The organism is Veillonella infantium, from assembly GCF_002959895.1.
GTDB classification, from domain to species: Bacteria; Bacillota; Negativicutes; order Veillonellales; family Veillonellaceae; genus Veillonella; species Veillonella infantium.
In genome coordinates this window covers 1-15,846 of record NZ_PPDD01000014.1, presented here as the reverse complement: position 1 = coordinate 15,846, position 15,846 = coordinate 1, and the positions used below count along the sequence as shown (strand labels likewise).

General features: G+C 39.7%; 13 protein-coding genes and 1 rRNA gene. 2 read left to right on the top strand and 12 right to left on the bottom strand.

Going from position 1 to position 15,846, the window contains the following annotated elements; all coding sequences use genetic code 11:
* From VCHSUH03_RS08590 to VCHSUH03_RS08575, 4 genes are read right to left on the bottom strand one after another with little or no spacing between them, the layout of a single operon-like run.
* Complete coding sequence (locus VCHSUH03_RS08590; RefSeq protein WP_105086142.1) at nucleotides 1-948, bottom strand: ABC transporter ATP-binding protein; 948 nt, start codon at nucleotides 946-948, stop codon at nucleotides 1-3.
* Nucleotides 948-1,928 carry an ABC transporter ATP-binding protein gene (locus VCHSUH03_RS08585; protein ID WP_105094738.1) on the bottom strand — a complete coding sequence of 327 codons (981 nt, stop codon included), beginning with the start codon at nucleotides 1,926-1,928 and terminating at the stop codon, nucleotides 948-950. Before VCHSUH03_RS08585 ends, VCHSUH03_RS08590 begins: the two co-directional genes overlap by 1 nt.
* Nucleotides 1,928-2,827, bottom strand: coding sequence for an ABC transporter permease (locus tag VCHSUH03_RS08580; protein ID WP_005387203.1), 900 nt, complete (start codon nucleotides 2,825-2,827; stop codon nucleotides 1,928-1,930). Before VCHSUH03_RS08580 ends, VCHSUH03_RS08585 begins: the two co-directional genes overlap by 1 nt.
* The gene (locus tag VCHSUH03_RS08575; protein WP_105094737.1) at nucleotides 2,820-3,752 is read right to left on the bottom strand and encodes an ABC transporter permease; all 933 of its coding nucleotides are present in this window, start codon (nucleotides 3,750-3,752) and stop codon (nucleotides 2,820-2,822) included. The genes VCHSUH03_RS08580 and VCHSUH03_RS08575 overlap by 8 nt, the downstream gene beginning before the upstream one ends.
* A gap of 135 nt (nucleotides 3,753-3,887) precedes the next feature.
* On the opposite strand from VCHSUH03_RS08575, the gene VCHSUH03_RS08570 reads away from it, so the two are divergent.
* Both VCHSUH03_RS08570 and VCHSUH03_RS08565 read left to right on the top strand, forming a co-directional pair.
* Nucleotides 3,888-4,721, top strand: a complete 834-nt coding sequence (locus VCHSUH03_RS08570; RefSeq protein ID WP_005387198.1) for a pyridoxamine kinase — start codon at nucleotides 3,888-3,890, stop codon at nucleotides 4,719-4,721.
* Between the two features lie 21 nt (nucleotides 4,722-4,742).
* Nucleotides 4,743-5,327, top strand: coding sequence for a DUF805 domain-containing protein (locus VCHSUH03_RS08565; RefSeq protein ID WP_105090270.1), 585 nt, complete (start codon nucleotides 4,743-4,745; stop codon nucleotides 5,325-5,327).
* Between the two features lie 93 nt (nucleotides 5,328-5,420).
* On the opposite strand, the gene VCHSUH03_RS08560 is transcribed toward VCHSUH03_RS08565, so the two are convergent.
* The 8 genes from VCHSUH03_RS08560 to rrf all read right to left on the bottom strand — a co-directional run.
* Nucleotides 5,421-6,593, bottom strand: a complete 1,173-nt coding sequence (locus tag VCHSUH03_RS08560; RefSeq protein WP_105094736.1) for a hypothetical protein — start codon at nucleotides 6,591-6,593, stop codon at nucleotides 5,421-5,423.
* A 212-nt stretch (nucleotides 6,594-6,805) separates the two neighbouring features.
* A complete protein-coding gene (gene cydD / locus VCHSUH03_RS08555; protein WP_105094735.1) occupies nucleotides 6,806-10,390 on the bottom strand; it encodes a thiol reductant ABC exporter subunit CydD in 3,585 nt (1,194 codons plus the stop codon).
* A gap of 189 nt (nucleotides 10,391-10,579) precedes the next feature.
* A complete protein-coding gene (cydB, locus tag VCHSUH03_RS08550; RefSeq protein ID WP_005387191.1) occupies nucleotides 10,580-11,599 on the bottom strand; it encodes a cytochrome d ubiquinol oxidase subunit II in 1,020 nt (339 codons plus the stop codon).
* Complete coding sequence (locus VCHSUH03_RS08545) at nucleotides 11,590-12,978, bottom strand: cytochrome ubiquinol oxidase subunit I (RefSeq protein WP_005387190.1); 1,389 nt, start codon at nucleotides 12,976-12,978, stop codon at nucleotides 11,590-11,592. Before VCHSUH03_RS08545 ends, cydB begins: the two co-directional genes overlap by 10 nt.
* 63 nt (nucleotides 12,979-13,041) lie before the next feature.
* Nucleotides 13,042-13,494, bottom strand: coding sequence for an RrF2 family transcriptional regulator (locus tag VCHSUH03_RS08540; protein WP_105094734.1), 453 nt, complete (start codon nucleotides 13,492-13,494; stop codon nucleotides 13,042-13,044).
* A gap of 221 nt (nucleotides 13,495-13,715) precedes the next feature.
* Nucleotides 13,716-14,210: a MogA/MoaB family molybdenum cofactor biosynthesis protein gene (locus tag VCHSUH03_RS08535; protein ID WP_105094733.1), complete on the bottom strand. Its 495-nt coding sequence runs from the start codon at nucleotides 14,208-14,210 to the stop codon at nucleotides 13,716-13,718.
* Between the two features lie 8 nt (nucleotides 14,211-14,218).
* Nucleotides 14,219-15,079: a polysaccharide deacetylase family protein gene (locus tag VCHSUH03_RS08530; RefSeq protein ID WP_105094732.1), complete on the bottom strand. Its 861-nt coding sequence runs from the start codon at nucleotides 15,077-15,079 to the stop codon at nucleotides 14,219-14,221.
* A gap of 673 nt (nucleotides 15,080-15,752) precedes the next feature.
* Nucleotides 15,753-15,846, bottom strand: a 5S ribosomal RNA gene (gene rrf, locus VCHSUH03_RS08525); the annotation flags it as partial.

The following is a 15,846-nucleotide window of genomic DNA, read 5'->3' as shown; positions in this document are numbered from 1 at the left end:
TTATATGTGCCAGCATGCGATGCGGCGATCTGCCCAATCACGAAGAGGCGGACGTTCAGTAAAGCAACGCCCCTCTGCCTCTGGGCATCGACCACTAAACAAACAACCTTTTGGTGGATTTAGTGGATTTGGTGGGTCCCCTTTAAGCGGTGCTCCAATTGGAGCATGCGGTATAACAGGACCGTTTAAGGCGGTCAAAGCACGAGTATACGGATGTTGTGGGAATTCGTATAAATCCAACGCTGGACCTTCTTCCATAACAGCACCTAAGTACATAACCACCATGCGATGACTAATGTATCGCACCATATTTAAATCATGAGAAATAAAGAGGTACGAAATACCATGTTGTTCTTGTAATCTCTCAAGCAAGGTCATAATTTGTACTTGAATGGATACATCTAGTGCTGAAATCGGTTCATCACAGATGATACACTGTGGCTGCATAATGAGAGCCCGTGCAATACCGATACGTTGACGTTGGCCACCTGACAATTCATGAGCATAACGCTCACCAAAGGACATGTTCAAACCAACTTGATCAAGCACTTCTTTTACACGAATAACACGATCGCGAGGTGTATATTTTGGATCTAGCTCCAATGGTTCCTCTAGAATCGCATTAACCGTAAGACGTGGATTAAGAGATGCATAAGGGTTTTGGAATACCATTTGCATCACAGGATGAACAGCTTTACGATCCACGTAGGGATCAATTTGGCGCCCATTCATATAAATAGAACCTGATGTAGCTTGATGTAAGCCCATCAACGTGTAGCCAAATGTGGATTTACCACAACCTGACTCACCTACGATACCGAGGGTTTCCCCTGGTGATTGATATAGACTCACGCCTTGTACAGCGTGTACCGTGTGTTTTGGCTTAAATAAACCACCTGACAGAGTGAACTCTTTAACGAGGTTGTCAGTTTCCCATACGTAACTCATTAAAGTCCCTCCAACTTAGCTAACCAACATGTAAATTGATGATTTTCACCAACATTTGTAACCATAGGAATACGATTACCACAGATACGCATAGCCCACTTACACCGTGGATTAAATGCACACCCTCGTGGTAAATCAAACAGATCTGGCGGTTGACCTTCAACGGCTTTTAATTCACCATGCCATTTACCTTGTGGTAAAGCGAGTAACAAGCCCAATGTATACGGATGACGAGGTTCATTAAAGATACCTTCTACCGTAGCAGATTCAACACATTTGCCAGCATACATAACCATAACACGATCGCAGATTTGAGCAATAACGCGGAGGTTATGAGAAATAAAGATAATGCCAATACCAGCTTCTACAGCTAAAGTTTGCATAAGGCGCAAGATTTGAGCCTCTGTTGTAATATCTAGAGCCGTTGTCGGTTCATCACAAATCAAAACCTTTGGACGACCAGCGACAGCCATGGCGATACATACGCGTTGGCGCATACCACCGCTCAACTCATGAGGATATTGAGATAATCGTCTTTCCGGTGTTGAAAGGCCCATCTTCTTTAATAAGTCGATGGCAATCGCTCGTTCATCATAATCGTCACCATACGCATTGGTACGATGGATAACCTCATACATTTGTTCCCCAATCGTCATGATTGGATTCAAAGATGTCATAGGGTCTTGGAATACCATGGCAACAGTAGTACCGCGGAGTTCATTCCAGTCATCTTCAGTAAATTCAAGGCAATCATTGCCATCTATCATAAATGTATCGGCTTTAATTTTTGTTTTACCATATGGTAGCAATCCCATTAAGGAATTAACTAGTACAGATTTACCACAGCCTGATTCACCAACAATACCTAAAATCTCACCTGGCTGTAAGGAGATATCTTGATTGCGAATAACCCGTAAAGGGCCTTGGAAGGTATCGATCGTAATGGACACATTGCGCACATCAACAATTGCGTTATTCATTATCTATCTCCTTCCTTAGGGTCTAACACATTACGTAAGCCATCGCCAAGGAATGCGAAACCAAGCATGGTAACGCTAATGGCAACAGCAGGGAAAATCAATTGGAATGGATAAGAGCGCATGCTACTAATCCCTTCAGAAGCGAGTACACCCCAGCTCGCCATAGGTGCATTAACACCTAAACCGATGAAACTAAGGAATGCTTCTGTAAAAATAGCCTCTGGGATGGCCAATGTCAATGTAATGATGATTGGTCCCACGCAGTTTGGCAAAATATGACGCAATAAAATGCGATATTTGGGAATACCCATCGCTTCAGCAGCAATGATGTATTCTTCATTTTTAACTTTCAAAATTTGGCTACGTACGATACGGGCCATATTGAGCCAGTACGCAATGCCCAATGCTACGAAAATAGACGTTAAACCAGGGCCAAGTACAACCATCAACAAAATTACGTAAAGTAAAAGTGGAATACCGTACAAAACATCCACGATGCCCATCATGATGCGGTCAACCTTGCCACCAAGGTAACCTGCAATACCGCCATAGGTAACACCAATAACAAGATTGATGAAAGCCGCTACAAAACCGATAGTTAAGGAAATGCGAGCGCCGTACATAACGCGCGTATAAATATCGCGGCCCAATGTATCTGTGCCAAACCAATGACTAAAGCTCGGACTTTGGTTCGCATCGATTAGGGATTGATCCGCATAAGTATACGGAGAAATAAGGGGGCCTAAAATAGCCAACACAATCATAACCAAAATGATGGTTGCACCTACTACAGCTAAGCGATTCACCTTAAATCTCGCCCATTTACTAGGACGTTTTATAAAGCTTGTAATTTCTTCTTGAGGAGTTCGTTCAATAGGTAAAAAATCTTCCTTATTCATCTGTCCCCTCCTCTGTCGTAACACGTGGATCAATTAACGGATAAATCATATCCACCAAAATATTAAGAAATACTACAAGAGCACTATAGAAAATCGTAATGCCAAGGATAACCGTATAGTCGCGGTTGTAAATGGACGTTACAAAATACTGTCCAAGGCCCGGAATAGCAAAGATTGTTTCTACGATAAAGCTACCTGTCAAAAGGCTAGCAGCCAATGGTCCCAAGTACGTAATAACTGGCAAAATAGCATTGCCTAATGCATGACGAGTCAAAATAGTCCAAGAACCCAAACCTTTGGCGCGAGCTGTACGGATATATTCTTGTTGGTACACATCTAGCAAGCCACTGCGCGTTAAGCGTGCAATGAATGCCATAGGTTGTGCTGCTAACGTCAACACTGGTAGAACCATATAAGATGGACCACGCCATAAGGCCACTGGGAACCATCCCAGTTCAAAGCCCACCACATATACAAGAACGGCACCTATAATAAATGTAGGCACAGAAATACCAATGGTAGATAATACGGTAACCGCATAATCAACGATACCATTAGGGCGCATAGCACTAATAGCACCCGCTGCAATACCACCTACTACAGCCACCATTAATGATAATAAACCGAGCTGCGCAGAAATTGGGAATGCATCACTGATAATATCGTTCACACTACGACCTTCATACTTATATGATGGTCCCAAATCGCCGGTAATAACACCACCTAAATAATCACCATACTGTTTCCATACAGGATCATCAAGATGATACTTTGCTTCAATACTTGCTTTCACCTGAGGTGGTAATTTCTTTTCAGTCGTAAAAGGTCCCCCCGGTATTGCATGCATTAATGCAAACGTTACGGTAATGATGACCCATAAGATTATGATTGCGCCACCTAGACGTCGAAATACATACCTTGTCATTGTCACTATCCTCCATAAAAAGTCTATCTGTTTTATTATACTACATTATGAAGTTAATTTCATGAATAACATCATTACATTTACAGAACGCCCTACATAACGTACAATAAAATATATAGTATTTTGGAGGTGTCTATGACAGAAGTACCTAGAGTCTTAACAATTCAAGACATGAGCTCCATCGGCCGTTGTGCCCTAACCGTTATGATTCCAATCATCAGCGCTATGCGTTGCCAAGCGGTTCCATTGGCAACAGCTGTATTGAGTAATCACTTAGAATATCCACACTACGAGTTTGTAGATTTATCGGCACATATGAGAGATTTTATGGACTGCTGGGATAAAAACGAAATCGACTTTCACGCTATTGTAAGTGGTTTCTTGGCATCACCAGAACAAATTCATCTCGTGGAAGAAGCCATCGATCGTTTCGGTAATAAGGGACAAATGATTATCGTCGATCCAGCTATGGCGGATGATGGTCGCCTCTATTCTATTTATACACCTGATATGGTAGTAGCTATGCGCCAACTTGTTTCCAAGGCTCATATTGTAAAGCCTAATTACACGGAGGCTTGTTTCTTATTAGATATTCCATTTTCTACAGATCCTATTAGCGATGATGAATTGCGTGATCGTTGCAAAAGGCTGTACCAAATGGGGCCTGACATGGTTATCATGACCAGCGTACCATCGGAAACGCATGCGGTTATCGCTGTCTATGATGGGCCAACTGATTATTTAAAAACTTATGATATTCCTCTTATCCCTGTGAAAGCTACAGGAACTGGGGATATCTTTACTGCTGTATTATCCGGTGCAGTAATGAGGGGATATTCACCTTATGATGCGGCAGAGTTAGCAATGAATTTTACTACCAAGGCGATTCAAGCCACAGTAGATACTGTAAAATCTATGAAACAAGGTGTAGCATTTGAGCTAGTCTTGCCAGAATTAACTCAACTATAAGCTATAAATAAAGGGGAACTTATGGATTTACTCTATGTTGTATTACGAACACTGCTCATATGTACTGTAGGTTTGCTCATCGCATTCCAAGGTCGACGTATGGGCCTATCGATTTTTAATCTAACGGGACGATTAAATCGACTTCAATTTATCATATGTTTTATCGTACTAATGATTTTATTCCACATCGTTCATTACATCGATGATCTATTCTTAGACTTTGTCGTATCCTTACCAGCTTATTGGTTTACACGGGTCATCATATGGATTTTATTAGCAACACTCTTCCCATTGTCCTGCATCTTATTTGGCCGTCGTATTCACGATATCGGCTTTAATGCATGGGCCGGGATTCTCTGGTCAGTAATTATTATTTTCATCAATACTTACTCTGCTGTATCTCCATTCAATTACTTACTGGAGCTTTTCGTATGGCTCATCGGTTTCCTCTTCTGGGTATTGCCGGGACAACCGGAACCAAACCAATACGGAAATCCTCCTTTTATGCCTGTCAATCGACCAACTTACGAGTCAATGCAACAACCAGGATCTGAATCAGAACGAGAAATTAGAAAAACCGTTCGAAAACGTCGTAAAAAACGGTAAAACATAAAACAAACATAATAAAAAACGTATCTCTATTAAGAGATACGTTTTTTATTTATACCATAACATATGCTGTTATTTAATAATCAATGCCTAGTAATTCATGAGCAGCATCAATTCAATTAATGTACAACCAATATAGGCGATAATAAACTTAACCTTCTGCTTGCGCATTCTATCATCATCAGCAATTTTGAGTCGATTTGCAAGGAACCGCTTATCCCGAATTTGCAATAACAAATGCTTAATGCGCTCTTGGCTTTCATTAGCAGTACATTCGTCACAATCAGATGTGAGTGTAGCTTGCTGCATGAAAATACGACGATGTAATTTGCGCATTTGAATCTTAATATTATTATGTACAAAGGCACTTTGCCACTGTTTCCGAGAATCAAAGTACATATACAGATATCTAGGAATATTCATAACCAAGAAGGAAATGATAAAAATCCCTAAAGAAATCAAGAAATATGTAGAGAATGAGAACTCTAACGTTTCTGTAGGTAAGTAGTGATGCAAGATAATAAAGGTAATCCACACGCCGATTGGCAATAAGAGAACTGCCGCAATATCAATAGAGCGAAGCCAGCTAGTACGGGTTGGTACATCTGGTACAGTAAATGTGTCTACTGGATCGTGAAACGCATAGTAATCTAACTGTAAAACGGATTGACTAGTACGAGGGTTCCCCAACAACACAGGGCCATTACTGCCGATATGTCGCTCTGGTAAAGGTATGAATTTCTTTACTTGAGTATTTGGTAATAAATCAAACTGGATAATCCCCTTTTTCTCAAAACGCATAGTAGACCCCTTCTCACCTAGCGCAATAGGATTGAAGAATATACCAAAGAGACTGAGGCACCAGTTACCTAGTAAGTGTAGGATAGAGTTTAAAATAAACCCACCTGTATCTATATTATTTGTATCGAGACGAATCGCAAAGGATGATGAATAATCATCAAACCATAAATCCTCTAAGGTGAATTCCACATTGATCACATTCCCCCATTTCGTAATAATGGATAGGAATATTTGGTTATTTGGTTCAAATTCAAATGTTACAGCGTAAAATAACCAATGATTGCGAAGAGCAGCCCGCAACATACGATTGACTGTATCTTCTTCTATATATAGTAAACGGTGGTCGAATAAATCTTGTTCTACAGGTGCTTTTTCTATAGTAGGCACCTTATCCACCGCTGTATCACGATCAGATAATGCTTCATCCACCAACGCTCGTATTTTGGTGAAGATCTTAGTCATAACCCCTCCAAGGGCAACAAAAAATAGCTTTTGACATACAAATTATACCATATATTGCATGATTTATCGATAAAAGACTACTACATATACTATTAAATATAGGCATACATAAAGTCCCTTTTACATAGTAAAAGGGGCTTTATTACTGTAGTTTAATATTTAGCCTATTATAAGTTAATAGCTATAATAGATAATTTAACTGATATTTATTTTTATTGAATACTTGCCATAGATAGGTAGCAATATTCGTAGAAATGACCACGAAGCGCAATTAACTCTTCATAAGTTCCATCTTCTATAATTTGACCTTTATCCATAAATAAGATACGGTCCATTTGCTCTAATCCTTCTAACTGATGGGTAATGTATAAGCATGTTTTATCCTTTACATATTCCATCAAATCACGATGTAAAGCCTTTCTCGTTACTTGATCTAAACCTTCCAATGGTTCATCCAATAAAACGATTTGTGGATTTCGCAAGAATAATCGAGCTAATGCAACCCTTTGGCGTTCACCACCACTTAAGCCATGACCACCACTACCAACAATCGTATTAAGACCAACCAGCAATCTATCCACTACAGAGCGCAAGGAAGCACGGTCGATAGCACGCTCTAAATCAGTAGCTGAAGCATCCGGCCTTGCTAGTCGAATATTATCCTCAAAGGATGCATGGAAGATATATGTATCTTGCGTAATAGTGCCTAACGCATTACGCCATGTATCGATAGAAATATCCTTTAATTCTACGTCACCTACATAGATGGAACCACCATAATCATATAAACGCTCAAGCATATTGAATAATGTAGTCTTACCAGAGCCACTAGCCCCAACGATGGCAACTGATTGCCCTTGTTTAATGCCTAATCTAAGATGTTCATAAATACAACGATCCTGATTATAACCAAAGGATACATCGGTAAAGGTAATGTCTCGATTAGCATTGAATGGTTTTGGTGCCTTTGGGTCTACCACAGGCATTGGCTCATTGGCGAGTGCCATGAGACGACTCGTAGCTACCTTGCTTTCAGCACCATGGTGAACGGCAGCAATCATAGGTTGTAATGCCTCAAACCAAGCTTGTGTACCAATAGCAGCAACCGCTACCATAACACTAGCCCAAGCACCTGTCAAAGCATTAGCAGCCAATATGGCTACAATAACAACAGTAATTTGCACACCACCTAGGAACAGCGTATTTCCTAAGTTCATGCCGCGCTCAATAACACCCTTATTAGCGTCCACAGTATGCATCATATGTTGAATACGATGATAGACTAAATCTTCATTGCCATAGCTAATGACATCCTCTAAGCTATCCATAGTATCACTTAATAGTGATTTATATTCCCCTTGTTGCGGTCCAATCGCTTTCAACGATTGTTTATTATGAGCATATACAACTAAAGGCAATATCAAACCTAATAGTAAAGCTGCCAAAACTATAGGCGTAACCAAAGTGCTATCAATCGTAGAAACGCCATAGGCTACTAAAACAGTTAAAGCAATGGCTGCTACAGGAGGAATTAATGTGCGCAAATAGAAGAATTGTAATACTTCTATATCCCCCATAATACGGCCTAACATATCCCCCGCACCAAAGCGTTTAAGAATAGCTGGTGCTAATGGTTCCAAATGAGCATAGAACCATACACGCAAACCATATAATCCTTGGAATGCCATCCGATGAGAGGTATAGCGCTCAAAATAGCGACATACGGCACGGCTAACGCCGAAGAATCGAACCCCTACAATGGCAAGGCTCAAATAAGTAAGGCCTGGTTGCAATGCAGCTGAAGCCAATAACCATGCAGACACAGTTAAAAGCCCTACATTCATGAATACCGTTAAAAATGTAAAAATCAAAGCTAATACTAAAGACCACTTTGCAGGACTTAATACAGAGAATAATAAACGCCATCCTTGTAAGCCCATATTAGCCGTTGACACTTCAGATGTATGTGTATCGTTTCCGCGTACATAAGCACCTTTTTTATCAACAGGAATTGAATGATCTAGGTCATCTCTATCTTGAATATCAAATGATTTTCCTGTTTGCAACTGCTCTTCAATAGTTGAAGAAAATTCGCCTAAACCAGAGATGACTAGGTCTTTAAAATATCCATCTACCGCAATAAGCTCTTCATAAGAACCTTGTTGAATAATGCGCCCCTGTTTTAAAACGTATAACGTAGAAGCCCAGTGCATCGTTTGTAGGCGATGGCCAATAATAATAACAATTTTATTCTCCATCAAACGTTGGATAGCACTACTTATGATAGATTCTGTTTTTACATCAAGATGTGCTGTTACCTCATCGAGAATTAACACTTGTCCTTTTCGTAAGAACGCACGTGCTAACGCCACCCGTTGACGTTCGCCACCACTAAGACCTAAGCCACCTTCACCAATAACCGTATCAAGACCTTCTTGTTGTCTATTGATCACATCCAGTAGCTGTACTTCTTTACATGCCGCTATAATCTCTTCATCACTTACATTCATTCCAAAGGATAATACATCACGTAAGGTTCCTTTCATAATATGAGGATGCTGGGATACATAGGTAATTTGGTGGCGCCACCACTCAACATCGATGTCACAAACATCAAGACCATCAATGACAACAGCACCTTTAGGAGCCGTCAAAAAGCCTCCAATAATATGAGCGATTGTAGATTTCCCGGCTCCACTTTCACCAACAAGCATTATCGGAGAATTGCGTTTAGCCTCTAATGAAATATGTTGTACCCCATTTTCACTATCTTCATAGGTAAAGGTTAAATCCTTAATTTCAATATCTTGTATAGGTCCTTGAAGTTTAGATTTCCCACCTACAGGTAACGATGGCTGGCGATTCATAAACTCTTCGTATTTTAAAATGGAGGTCTTCCCTGCCATTCCCGTATGGAATGCAGCCCCCAGTTGTCTAAATGGCGTATAGAACTCTGGTGCTAATAACAAAATAAAGAAGGCGGAAAAGAATGGAATCTCCCCATCCAATAATGTTAAGCCCAGGTATACAGCAATCAAAGCCGTACTAATAGTACTTACAAGTTCAAGAACCAATGCAGATAAGAACGCCACACGCAACACACGCAAAGTAGAGTCTTTAAACTCTTCAGATAAACGACCAATGACCTTGATTTGATCCTTCGCACGGCCAAAAAGTTTTAATGTTGTAATACCTTGCAATACATCAAGAAAATGACCAGATAAGAAACTCATACGCTCCCACTGTTCTTTATTAAGACGATCCGCTTGCTTACCAATTAAGATCATAAAGAATGGAATTAATGGTACGGTGATAATTAGAATGATACCAATAATAGGTAATGTATCTACAATAGCAATACCCATAATAAGAGGAATCATAATAGCATATAGAATTTGAGGAATATAACGAGCTACATAAGCATCTACTTGCTCTAATCCATCAGTAAGCATATGTATCACATCGCCATGGCGTTCCTTATGTTGCACACCAAGTTTAAACATATGCTCTAAGGCCCGTTCTCTAAAGGTTGCTTTTACTGCACTACCTAATCGATTTGCTACGGATTCTTGTATATAATGTGCAAGCAATCTTACAATAATAGCAATTCCTAAATAGATAATAGAATACCTTTCATCATGTAAGGTATTCTCTGAAAATATAAAATTATTAATTAAGGTTCCAAAGAACCAAGCTTGCCCAACAATGGATAGACTTTCAACTAAACAAGTTAAACCTAGTAATAAAAGCTGACCTTTATGTTCTAGCAACGCTTTAAAGGCGGTACGCTGTATCATAGTATCCCCTATGGTAAATATAGTTAATATAAAAAATCATATGAATTTAGAATCCAATATATACGATCAAATGAATCTAAATTTATCAATATTATATTCATCTTACCACAAAAAAGAGGCGTGCCGCTACGACACGCCTCACATTGAGACCTAAATTTTATAACTCACTAGAGTTATAAAGCTATTCTATTAATAGTGTAAGTCTTTTTCAGATACACGATGACGGAATGTCCAGTATACCCAGATTTGGTAAGCCAATACGATTGGCACAAATACGAAGGCTACACAAGTCATCAACGTCAATGTGTAAGTAGAGTTACCTGCATTTGCAATAGTTAAGCTCCAGTCAGGATTCAAAGAAGAAACCATGATGCGAGGGAACAAACCTGCAAAGTAAGCAGCTGTTACAGAAATAACAGTTAAGGAGCTAAATACAAAGCCCCATTTTGTATTACGAGTACGTGCAGCACCCCAAGAAATGAGGAAGAACACGATTGCTAATGCGAAGCACACGATTGCTAATACAGAGTTGAACAAATCTGTACATACATATGTAGCAGCAACCAATACTAAAGCACCGATTGCAGTAGGAACACCAACTACCAAAGAAGCTGCACGAGCGCGTTCAGAAACAGCACCAGCTGTTTTAATAGAAGTGAACAAGCCACCATGATATGTGAATACCAAGATAAACGCAATACCGCAAAGTACTGTGTATGGGCTTAATAAATCAAAGAATGTGCCTACATATGTCATGCTTGCATCGATTGGAGTACCTTGAATCAAGTTACCAACTGTAACGCCCCACAATAATGCAGGAATCAAGGAACCGAAGAAGATGCAGTAGTCAAAAGTTTTACGCCATAACAAGTTAGGGCTCTTGGAGCGGAATTCAAAAGATACACCGCGGATAATAAGAGCCGCAAGCATTAAGAATAACGCTAAATAGAAACCACTAAACAATGTAGCATATACATGAGGGAAGGATGCAAATAATGCACCACCTGCGGTAATCATCCATACCTCGTTACCATCCCAAACAGGACCCAAGGCATTAATCATTTGACGACGTTCAACGTCAGTTTTACCGATGAATGGTAATAAAATACCAGTACCATAGTCAAAACCTTCTAATAAGAAGAAGCCAGCGAATAGTACAGTAATTAAAATAAACCATACCACTTCAAGGTTATTAAAAATTAATTCCATAATCTCGCCTCCTCTTTTTCAACTACATCGTGAGATGGATTGCCATCTGGACCTTTTTTGATGTGTTCTACAGCAAGGTAGAGAGCTGCAATAGCTGCTACGATGTACACAACTGTAAAGCCGATGATAGTAGTCATAATTTCTGGAGCTGTAACGGCTTTAGAAGCACCGTCTGCAGTTAATTGCAAGCCATATACAAGCCATGGTTGACGGCCTGCTTCTGCTACAAACCAACCTGTGGAATGAGCGATAAATGGCAATGGCAATGTCCAGAACATAATTTTCAAGAATGTGCGATTGCCAACTAATTTGTCTTTTGCATTAAGGATAAGACCTACGAATGCAACAAGTAACATAATGGAACCAGCTGCAACCATGATACGGAATGTCCAGAAGATTGCTGGAACATCTGGAATATAGTTACCAGGACCATATTGAGCCTCGGATTTAGCTTGAAGATCTTTGATACCTTCTACTTTACCAGAAGTAAAGGAGTTTTGAGTCAAGAAGGACAAACCACCAGGGATTTCAAGTGCACCAGTGTTCTTTTGAGCTTTAGTATCAATATTAGCTACCAAAGAGAATGGAGCTGGATCTTGTGTTTCCCACAATGCTTCCATAGCAGCCATTTTCATAGGTTGTACTTTTGTAATGTATTGACCTTGATGATGACCTGCCAAAGCACCTAAAGTACCAAATACAAGAGCAATAACCATGCCCCATTTAGCGGAACGACGGTAGAAGTCTGTCGCATTGTTGCGCAATAAGTGCCATGCACTGATAGCCATGATAATTACGCCTGCTGTTAATAAACCATTCAACACGATATGGAAGAATTGACCTGGTACATAGCCGTTTTGAACAATTGTTAAGAAATTGTCCATTTCTGCACGGCCATTGCGAATTACATAACCTACAGGATGTTGCATGAAGGAGTTCGCTACGAGAATCCAGAATGCAGATAGGTTTGTACCTAATGCTACCAACGTAGCTACAAGGGCATGAACAGTTTTATTTAAACGATCCCAGCCGAAGATCCATACACCCATGAATGTAGATTCCAAGAAAAATGCCATTAATGCTTCAAGGGCCAATGGAGCGCCGAAAATGTCACCCATAAAACGAGAATATTCTGCCCAGTTCATACCGAAATGGAATTCCTGAACAATACCAGTTACCACACCCATAGCAAAGTTAATTAGGAACAATTTGCCCCAGAATTTTGCCATTTTTTTGTAAACTTCTTTACCTGTAGACACATATGTCCACTCTAAGATAGCTACAGTCACTGTCATGCCTAGTGTGAACGGCACAAACAACCAGTGATAGATAGATGTTAGCGCAAATTGTAATCGAGCTAAATCTACAGCTTCAAACATGTGTTTTCCTCCTTAGAATTAAATACCTACATCACTTGATGAGCTTTTACTAAAAACCTTGTATCATTGCGCTTGTGAATATGGCAACGCTTCAGCCTCAATCAACTGTTCACGTTGAGCAAGCGTTTTAAAGTTAACCTGCTCCAACTGATTAATTAATTGGTCCTGAATCGTCCCCATAGCCTCATTGATAGCACAATGCCCCATACAAGACTTAGAGCAAGAACCTACATCATATAAACACCGTTGTAAATACGCATCCCCTTCTACCGCTCTAATTACATCGAGCAATGAAATCTCTTGAGGATCTCGATTGAGGGCAAACCCACCATCTACACCGCGAAAGGATTTCATAATCCCAGCTGCAATGAGACTACGCATAATCTTAAGCAAAAATCGTTCTGGAATCAATTCCTGCTCAGCCAATACAGAGCCAGTTATCTTCATTCCCGAAGGTAATAGCGCCATATGCAAGACCATGCGAAATGCATAATCCGTGGCCTGATTTAACTTCATAAGGTCTCCTTTCTCGTGCACTCGGACAAACGTATTACTAAATCTAGTATAATCGAAATAAAACAATACTGCAATGGTATTGTTTTATATATTGAGAATTAGCATATATAGATTTTATACCCATTAATAAGGTATTATCTGAATATTTTTATGTCCCTTAAATAGCATTATGAATTCTATTATCAAAAAAAGACTGCCCACGAATGAGCAGTCTAAATATATTATTTTGTAATTTCTCGAACGAGATGGGCTATTTCAGGAATGATAAGTTTACTCATAGCTAATGTAACGGCACCTACAGAGCCTGGCACAGAGAACATCAAGGTGTTATTGTTGACCCCTGCTTCAGCACGAGACGCCATCGCCTTAGTACCAATATCCTCTGTATAGGACAAATATCTAAAGATTTCACCAAATCCAGGAATATGTTTCTCATAGAGGCTATTCGCAGCTTCAATTGTCACATCTCGCTTAGCAATGCCAGTGCCACCTGTAGAAATGATAACATCAATATTTTCATCATTACACCATGGGATCATAGCATTTCTAATTTCATCGTAATCATCAATAACAATTTTACGATCTGCCACAATATGGTCTGCTTGTTCTAAAAACTCTTGTACTTTATTACCGCCTTTATCGGTTTCAAAGGTACGAGTATCAGAAACTGTTAAAACAGCAACGCGTAAAGGTCTTGCTACAACTTCGTAAGACATAGTTCCTCCTAGAATAACGGAATAATAGATGCTAATCTCGGCCATCCATTATCGCGTAAAAAATCACGTAATCCCCATGTGTAGTGAATAAATGGTGCACAATGTAGGCGCATCCAGAACGATAGATATGGTGTATCACCTTGGAATATAGCCAATCGATTTAAGGCATATAGATTATCTCCTGGCTGTACTGTACCTGGTTGTACTGTGAAAGCCATTTTATAACCAGACTGTTTAGTTACATATTGAACGAGCATATCGTTAAACCCACCAGGATATGCTAAATATTCAATGGGCTCACCTAAAATCCCCTCTAATGAAGTCTTCCCTCCAAGCAGAGCATCTGGCAACTCAGTAGGGTCAATTTTTGTTAAGATCTTATGATGATTAGTATGACCTTGAATATCAAAGCCACCTGCTTCCATTTTATGCATTTGTTCTGTAGAAACAAAACCAGGCGTATTAGCAGCATCACTAATCATAAACAAGGTAGCCTTCATATTGTATTCCTTTAAAATAGGCAATGCATTATTATAGTTATCAACATAGCCATCATCAAAGGTAATAACAATTGGCTTATTCGGTAATTCAGTACCATTTTCTAAATAATCATATAATTGATCTAATGTAATCGTGTTGTATCCCTGATTATGTAAATACTCCATCTGCTCTCTAAACTGATCAACATGAAGAGTCAAAGCTGAATGCTTTTCATCGTTTACTTGATGGTAATTAAGAACTGGTACACCATAGATTTTATAATCAGTAGACAGCCCCCACATAACACCAAAAGAGATAGCTAAAATTGCAATACATATTGCGAGAAAACATAATAATTTTTTAATACAGCTCTTGCCATATTTATACATATAAACTAATCACTCCAATCCACTTAAGCATATAATGAGAATATCACACATACCTAGTATTATCAAGAAAATCCCTCACAAGATATTCATATTAATCTATGAATGAAAATATTTATTAGTAATATGCAAAAATAGACATAAAAAAGCCCTATAAACTTGGAGATCAAGAGTATAGGGATCGTTATTTACATATATTTAAAGTTATACAGCGGCTTTACGGTTCGGTAACATTGGCACGTTGTGCCGCGTTACCGTATGGATAGAGTTGGATACTACCACTAGCCGCGGCTTCCTATCAATCCTCACTGTGGATTTCCCTTCTCTGCTCCGCAGCTCGGTAAATCTTACGTTCGGAAGCACTCATATGGGTCATTTGCGTCGCTTAGTTCTAAGTCCTCTTCGGTTGCCCTACTTGCTTCCTCACTGTGGATTTCCCTTCTCTGCTCCGCAGTTCGGTAAATCTTACGTTCGGAAGAAAGCGATGCAGTGAATCTGTCGTCGTTTCACTCCTCCATCTTCTACTGCCCTGCTTTTCCCAGGGCCGTCTTACATGGACACGTACATAGATACAACCTCTACAACCTTGGCTAGAGACGACTCTAGTAGGGTTAGCTAGTCGAAGACTAGCAAAAAGAAAAAGGCCTACCTTTAGGTAGACCTTTTTCTTTTCGTTAATCAGCGGCTTCCTATCCTCCCAGGCCGTCTCCAGCCAAGTACTTTCGGCGTTTATGAGCTTAACTACTGTGTTCGAGATGGGAACAGGTGGA

What these genes read in the sequence shown, in the direction of transcription:
- VCHSUH03_RS08590 (WP_105086142.1), bottom strand. Translation starts at nt 948, where the DNA reads ATGAGTTACGTATGGGAAACTGACAACCTCGTTAAAGAGTTCACTCTG.
- VCHSUH03_RS08585 (WP_105094738.1), bottom strand. Translation starts at nt 1,928, where the DNA reads ATGAATAACGCAATTGTTGATGTGCGCAATGTGTCCATTACGATCGAT.
- VCHSUH03_RS08580 (WP_005387203.1), bottom strand. Translation starts at nt 2,827, where the DNA reads ATGAATAAGGAAGATTTTTTACCTATTGAACGAACTCCTCAAGAAGAA.
- VCHSUH03_RS08575 (WP_105094737.1), bottom strand. Translation starts at nt 3,752, where the DNA reads ATGACAAGGTATGTATTTCGACGTCTAGGTGGCGCAATCATAATCTTA.
- VCHSUH03_RS08570 (WP_005387198.1), top strand. Translation starts at nt 3,888, where the DNA reads ATGACAGAAGTACCTAGAGTCTTAACAATTCAAGACATGAGCTCCATC.
- VCHSUH03_RS08565 (WP_105090270.1), top strand. Translation starts at nt 4,743, where the DNA reads ATGGATTTACTCTATGTTGTATTACGAACACTGCTCATATGTACTGTA.
- VCHSUH03_RS08560 (WP_105094736.1), bottom strand. Translation starts at nt 6,593, where the DNA reads ATGACTAAGATCTTCACCAAAATACGAGCGTTGGTGGATGAAGCATTA.
- cydD (WP_105094735.1), bottom strand. Translation starts at nt 10,390, where the DNA reads ATGATACAGCGTACCGCCTTTAAAGCGTTGCTAGAACATAAAGGTCAG.
- cydB (WP_005387191.1), bottom strand. Translation starts at nt 11,599, where the DNA reads ATGGAATTAATTTTTAATAACCTTGAAGTGGTATGGTTTATTTTAATT.
- VCHSUH03_RS08545 (WP_005387190.1), bottom strand. Translation starts at nt 12,978, where the DNA reads ATGTTTGAAGCTGTAGATTTAGCTCGATTACAATTTGCGCTAACATCT.
- VCHSUH03_RS08540 (WP_105094734.1), bottom strand. Translation starts at nt 13,494, where the DNA reads ATGAAGTTAAATCAGGCCACGGATTATGCATTTCGCATGGTCTTGCAT.
- VCHSUH03_RS08535 (WP_105094733.1), bottom strand. Translation starts at nt 14,210, where the DNA reads ATGTCTTACGAAGTTGTAGCAAGACCTTTACGCGTTGCTGTTTTAACA.
- VCHSUH03_RS08530 (WP_105094732.1), bottom strand. Translation starts at nt 15,079, where the DNA reads ATGTATAAATATGGCAAGAGCTGTATTAAAAAATTATTATGTTTTCTC.